The organism is Calditrichota bacterium, assembly GCA_014359355.1.
GTDB lineage: Bacteria > Zhuqueibacterota > Zhuqueibacteria > JANLFK01 > Oleimicrobiaceae > Oleimicrobium.
In genome coordinates this window covers 1-4,740 of the sequence record JACIZP010000261.1, presented here as the reverse complement: position 1 = coordinate 4,740, position 4,740 = coordinate 1, and the positions used below count along the sequence as shown (strand labels likewise).

4 protein-coding genes are annotated in these 4,740 nt (G+C 61.6%); all 4 read right to left on the bottom strand.

Going from position 1 to position 4,740, the window contains the following annotated elements; all coding sequences use genetic code 11:
- Positions 1–1,071: bifunctional response regulator/alkaline phosphatase family protein (locus H5U38_11595; protein MBC7187666.1), on the bottom strand; the 1,071-nt coding region annotated here is incomplete at its 3' end.
- 92 nt (positions 1,072–1,163) lie between these two features.
- A complete protein-coding gene (locus H5U38_11590; protein ID MBC7187665.1) occupies positions 1,164–2,489 on the bottom strand; it encodes an ABC transporter permease in 1,326 nt (441 codons plus the stop codon).
- Positions 2,486–3,184, bottom strand: coding sequence for an ABC transporter ATP-binding protein (locus H5U38_11585; protein MBC7187664.1), 699 nt, complete (start codon positions 3,182–3,184; stop codon positions 2,486–2,488). Before H5U38_11585 ends, H5U38_11590 begins: the two co-directional genes overlap by 4 nt.
- 69 nt (positions 3,185–3,253) lie before the next feature.
- Positions 3,254–4,740 (bottom strand): adenylate/guanylate cyclase domain-containing protein (locus H5U38_11580; protein ID MBC7187663.1); only part of this gene is annotated, 1,487 nt, incomplete at its 5' end.

The following is a 4,740-nucleotide window of genomic DNA, read 5'->3' as shown; positions in this document are numbered from 1 at the left end:
GACCAGCGGCAACGCACCAAGGCTACGCGCATTCTTCTCCACGCTGCGCGCCTCTTCCAGGTCGAGGACCTTGATGTACTTGGCTTCTGAGCGGAGCCTCACCCCGAGCCGCACCAGTTGCTGATCGAGCAGTTGCCGCTCGTTCCTGTTCTGGCTCTGCTCGTCGTCCTGTCCCTTCTGCCAAAAGTCGGGAAAAAGGTTCCCCAGCTCAATGGGGAAGAGACCGCTGAAGATGGCGTTGCGCGAGTAGGGCGTCGCCGTGGGCAAGATGGAATAGTAGTAGTCCGTGGTGACATTGAAATAGGGGTACAACATCGGCTCGAGCGTCAACCACTGGTCCAGGCGCAGGTTGTCGATCACCATGAACACCGTGTTCCTGCCCACTTTGAGCAGGGGAGCAAGGAAAGTGGAGACCACGTCCACGGACAGCGGAGGGCGGTCGCCGTCGCGCATCCACGCGGGGTAATGCGTCTCAATGAAGCGGCCGAACTCGATGTTGCAGGTACGCCGCTGGTCGGCCAGCGTCTGCCTGAGGCCGAGGTCGGGGTGCTGATCCAGCTCCACTTCCCACTGGCTGAGGCGCACGTGCAGGTTTATCCAATCCCGCCAGCCGGGCGACGAGGCCACGGCAGCAGCAATCTGCGCAAACTCGGCCACATAGTCTCGCGACAGGCGCGCGCTCTCGATCCTGCGGCCTTCCAGCAGCTTTTTGCAAATGAGCAGAATCTGGCTGGGATTGACTGGCTTCGTGAGGTAGTCGCTGATCTTCGCGCCGATGGCCTCCTCCATCAGCGACTCCTCCTCGCTCTTGGTGACCATCACCACGGGCAGGGATGGCCTGAGCTCCTTCATGCGCGAGAGCGCCGAAAGGCCGTCCATCCCGTTCAGCATCTCATCGAGCAGGACAAGGTCAAACTCCTGCCGCCTGATGAGCTCGATCCCATCCTCGGCGTTCGCCACTGGGGTGACTGCAAACCCCTTGCTCTCCAAGAAGAGAATGTGGGGGCGGAGGAGTTCGATCTCGTCGTCTACCCAAAGAATCTTGCCCTTTTTCTCGCCCTGCGCTGCCACCTTCGCTCTCGTGCAAGATACCCTTTAGTTTGCTGATAAACTTAACGAATCTTCCGCAGTAAATCAATACTTTTTTGGGGCGGCAGAGAAGCTTACTCGTAGCGCAGGGCCTGCACAGGGTCGACCCGCGCGGCTCGTCGGGCAGGGAAAAGCCCAGCCACCACGCTCACTGCCAAAGCAAATCCCACCCCGCCGGCCACTAACCACCAGGGGATGTAGAAAAAGTCAACCGCCGCCCCACCTTGCTTGAGGAGAAAGTGATTCGCAACGGCATTGGCCACGATGGTCACCGCCCACCCCAAGATGAGCCCGCCCAATCCCCCCATGAACCCGATGGTCGCAGTTTCCGCCACAAACAGCAGTTTCACCTCCGCAGAAGTGGCGCCTACTGCCTTCATGATGCCGATTTCCTTGTAGCGTTCCAGGACCGACATGACCATGGTATTGACGATGCCGAGTGCTGCCACCACCAGGGCAACCGTGCCCACCGCGCCAAGGAGCGCATCAAAGACGAGAAAGCCCTTCTTCAGCTCTTTTAGCTCATTGAGCACGGTGAACGTGGCGTAGCCCATGGCTTCGAAGGTCTCCACCAACGGCTCGACCATCTGCACACTGGCCGCGCGCACGTAAACGGCAGGATACCCCCCGCCAGCCTGGAATCCCCCTATGGCGTCAAATAGGGACCCAATGGCACCGAGGCGCTCTTTCAGTCCTCGCGGCATCACTAAGGTGGCCGTGCCCGCGGGGCCAAACTCCTCGTGCTGCCACACGCCCACCAGTCTTGCTTCGGCCCGCTTCGGCACCAGCACTTCCTCTGCCTTGGGCAGGCCGCTCGAAGAGAAGAGCTGCACCAAGGCGCGCATGTCCAGGCCTGCTGCCACGAGTTCCACGCTGGCGCCCACCAGCGAGTCCGGGTGCAGGAAACCCATGCGGCGCAGCACATGGTCGGCGCACGCGACTTCCTGAGCGGTGTCCGCGGCAAAGAAACGTCCCCAGGTCATCGCGTTGTACGGAGCGTATCGCCCGACGGTGAGCGGCACCACCTGGGCCATTGTCTGGCGCTCGCGTCCGCCCACCCGCAACCGCACCGGGACGACCACTTCCGGATAGGCCATCTCTACTCCTGGAAGCGAAGCGATGACACTCACGACGCTATCGGTGAGGGCCTTGCTCTCCCCTCTTGCCGGGGCGTCCCATAGGCCGGTCATGGCCGCCGGTCGCGGCAGCACACGGATGGCAGCGAAGGCGTCGAGTTTGGCGAGCGCTTCGCCGACGTTTTTCTGCATGCCGGTGCCAAAGGAGACCATGGACACCAGAGCACCTATGCCGATGGTCACCCCGCATGTGGTCAGCGCCGTGCGCAAGGGGTTGCGCCTGAGGTTTCCGCAGGCAAGACGGAGGATTTCGCGCAAAGTCATGGCAAGGCCTCCTCACCGACAATCCGGCCGTAGGAGAGCCGCACCAGGCGCTGCGCAACTCGCCGCGCCATGGGCTCGTCATGCGTGACCAGGATGACGGTCTTGCCCTCGCTCCTGTGCAGACAAGCCAGGAGGTTGATGATCTCGGCCGCGGTCCAGCTGTCGAGGTTGCCCGTCGGCTCATCGGCAAGGAGCAGCTGCGGCCCGTTGGCAAGTGCCCGCGCCATGGCAGTGCGCTGCAATTCTCCTCCAGAGAGCTGGCCTGGCCGGTGCTGGAGGCGCTCAGCCAGCCCTAACGTGCCGAGCAGTTCTCGTGCCCGTTGCCTGCGTTGCAGCGGTGGCATACCGCTGAAAATCAGCGGCAGTGCCACGTTTTCCTCCGCCGTGAATGCTGGGATGAGGTTGAAGGCCTGAAACACCATCCCCACCATCCGCTTGCGATGTTCGGCGAGCGCCCGTTCGGGCAAATGAGTGAGGTCCCGGCCTCCGACCATGACTTGACCGGACGTGGGCCTGTCGAGACCAGCAATGAGATTGAGCAGCGTCGTCTTGCCGGACCCAGAGCTACCCACCACGGCCAGGAACTCCCCACGTCGTACCGCCATGCTCACGCGGTCCAGGGCCTTCACCACTGCGTGTCCCATCCGGTAGAACCGACAGACATCCCTAAGAACAACGACAGGCTCGCTCTCCATGGGCCTCCTTGGGTAAAAAATCCGTGAGCGTGAAGGACACGCTCACCGCTGCACCGGTCAAGCGGTCAGCTACTTCTCCCGGAAGTCGTATACACCATCCCAGTCTTGCGGGGGCGGGTTCTGGATGCAGTCCAGGCAGCGCTTGGTGTACAAGCGCGACGGGCCGTCGGAGGGGAAATACCACAGCACGCGGCGAAATTCCTTGAGAGCCTGGTACCACTGCCGCTGGCGATAGGCGTTGAGGCCACGAGTGTAGGTGTCGATTATCAGGTCCTGCTCGATCCACGGCACACTGTCCATGCCGCGCAGCTCATAGATGCGCACCGGTTTGCTCTTCCCCACCACGCGGACAATGTCCAGCTCGCGGACAATCGCCTTGGCCCCCACCTGCCGGTAAGTGCGCTCGCCGATGATGATGGTGGTCTGATAGAACTTGTTGGCCCCCTCCAGACGAGAAGCAAGGTTTACCTCGTCGCCGATGACGGTGTAGTCAAAGAGCTGGGCCGAGCCCAGGTTGCCGACGATCATCTGCCCCGTGTTGATGCCTATGCCCATCTGGAAGTACTCGCAGCGCGCGTCGGACCATCGCTTCTGCAAGGTGCGCAGCTCTTTGACCATCTCCACCGCCGTGCGACAGGCCCGTTCGGCGTGGTCGGCAAAGTAGTACGGCGCCCCGAAGAGCGCCATGATTTGGTCGCCTACAAACTTGTCCAAAGTGCCATCATGCCGGAAGATGACCTCGACCATGAGGGTGAAGTACTGCGACAGGTTGTGGACGATCTCCTCAGGCGGGTGATGCTCCACATAGCGGGTGAAGCCGCGGATGTCGGAGAAGAGCACGGTGAGCTCTTTGCGCTCCCCGCCAAACTTGGGGAGCTCACCACCTTCAAGCATCTTGTCCACCACACTGCGGGCCACATAATGCTGGAAGGTCTGGCGATAGAAGCGCTTGGCACGCCGCTCGGCAGCGACTAAGTGCACGGTGTTGGCGATATAGCTGACACCTATGCTCAGGATCGGCGCCACCAAGGGCATGATAAGGCGCACGCCCACGAAAAGGTAGAGACCGAATGCCGCCACTGCGGCCACCAACAGCGCAATGGCCACCAAGCCGAACATCGGCCGCACGAGGCGCGCTACCAGTCCCGCCAGCAAAGCAAGGCCCAAAAGAAGTGCCACCTGAGCCCCAAATGGCATGTAGGCCAGGTAGTCGCCCCGCAGCATGGTGTCGATGGCGTTGGCGTGCATCTCCACCCCAGGCATTTTCAGCCGCCTGCCCGCAAATTCAAAAAAGGGCGTCAGCTTGTTGTCGCCAAGCTCCTCTGCAGAGGCGCCGATGAGCACAATTTTGCCGCGGAAGGGACTCCCGCCAAAGTCCAGCGACTGGAGAGCGTCCTTGCCCGCCCGCTTGAAGAGCTCCATGTAATCCACGTCGGCATCGCCACGCAACTGGAACTCCGCGTCATCCAGCACATCGGCCAATGAGTACGTGGGAAAGGTGCCGGCTGGTCCGCGGAAGTTGATGAGCATGGTGTTGGCGCCGTGTTTCTTGATCC

Bases quoted from the DNA above. Each gene is read 5' to 3' on its own strand.
- H5U38_11585 (MBC7187664.1), bottom strand. From the start codon at position 3,184: ATGGAGAGCGAGCCTGTCGTTGTTCTTAGGGATGTCTGTCGGTTCTAC.
- H5U38_11590 (MBC7187665.1), bottom strand. From the start codon at position 2,489: ATGACTTTGCGCGAAATCCTCCGTCTTGCCTGCGGAAACCTCAGGCGC.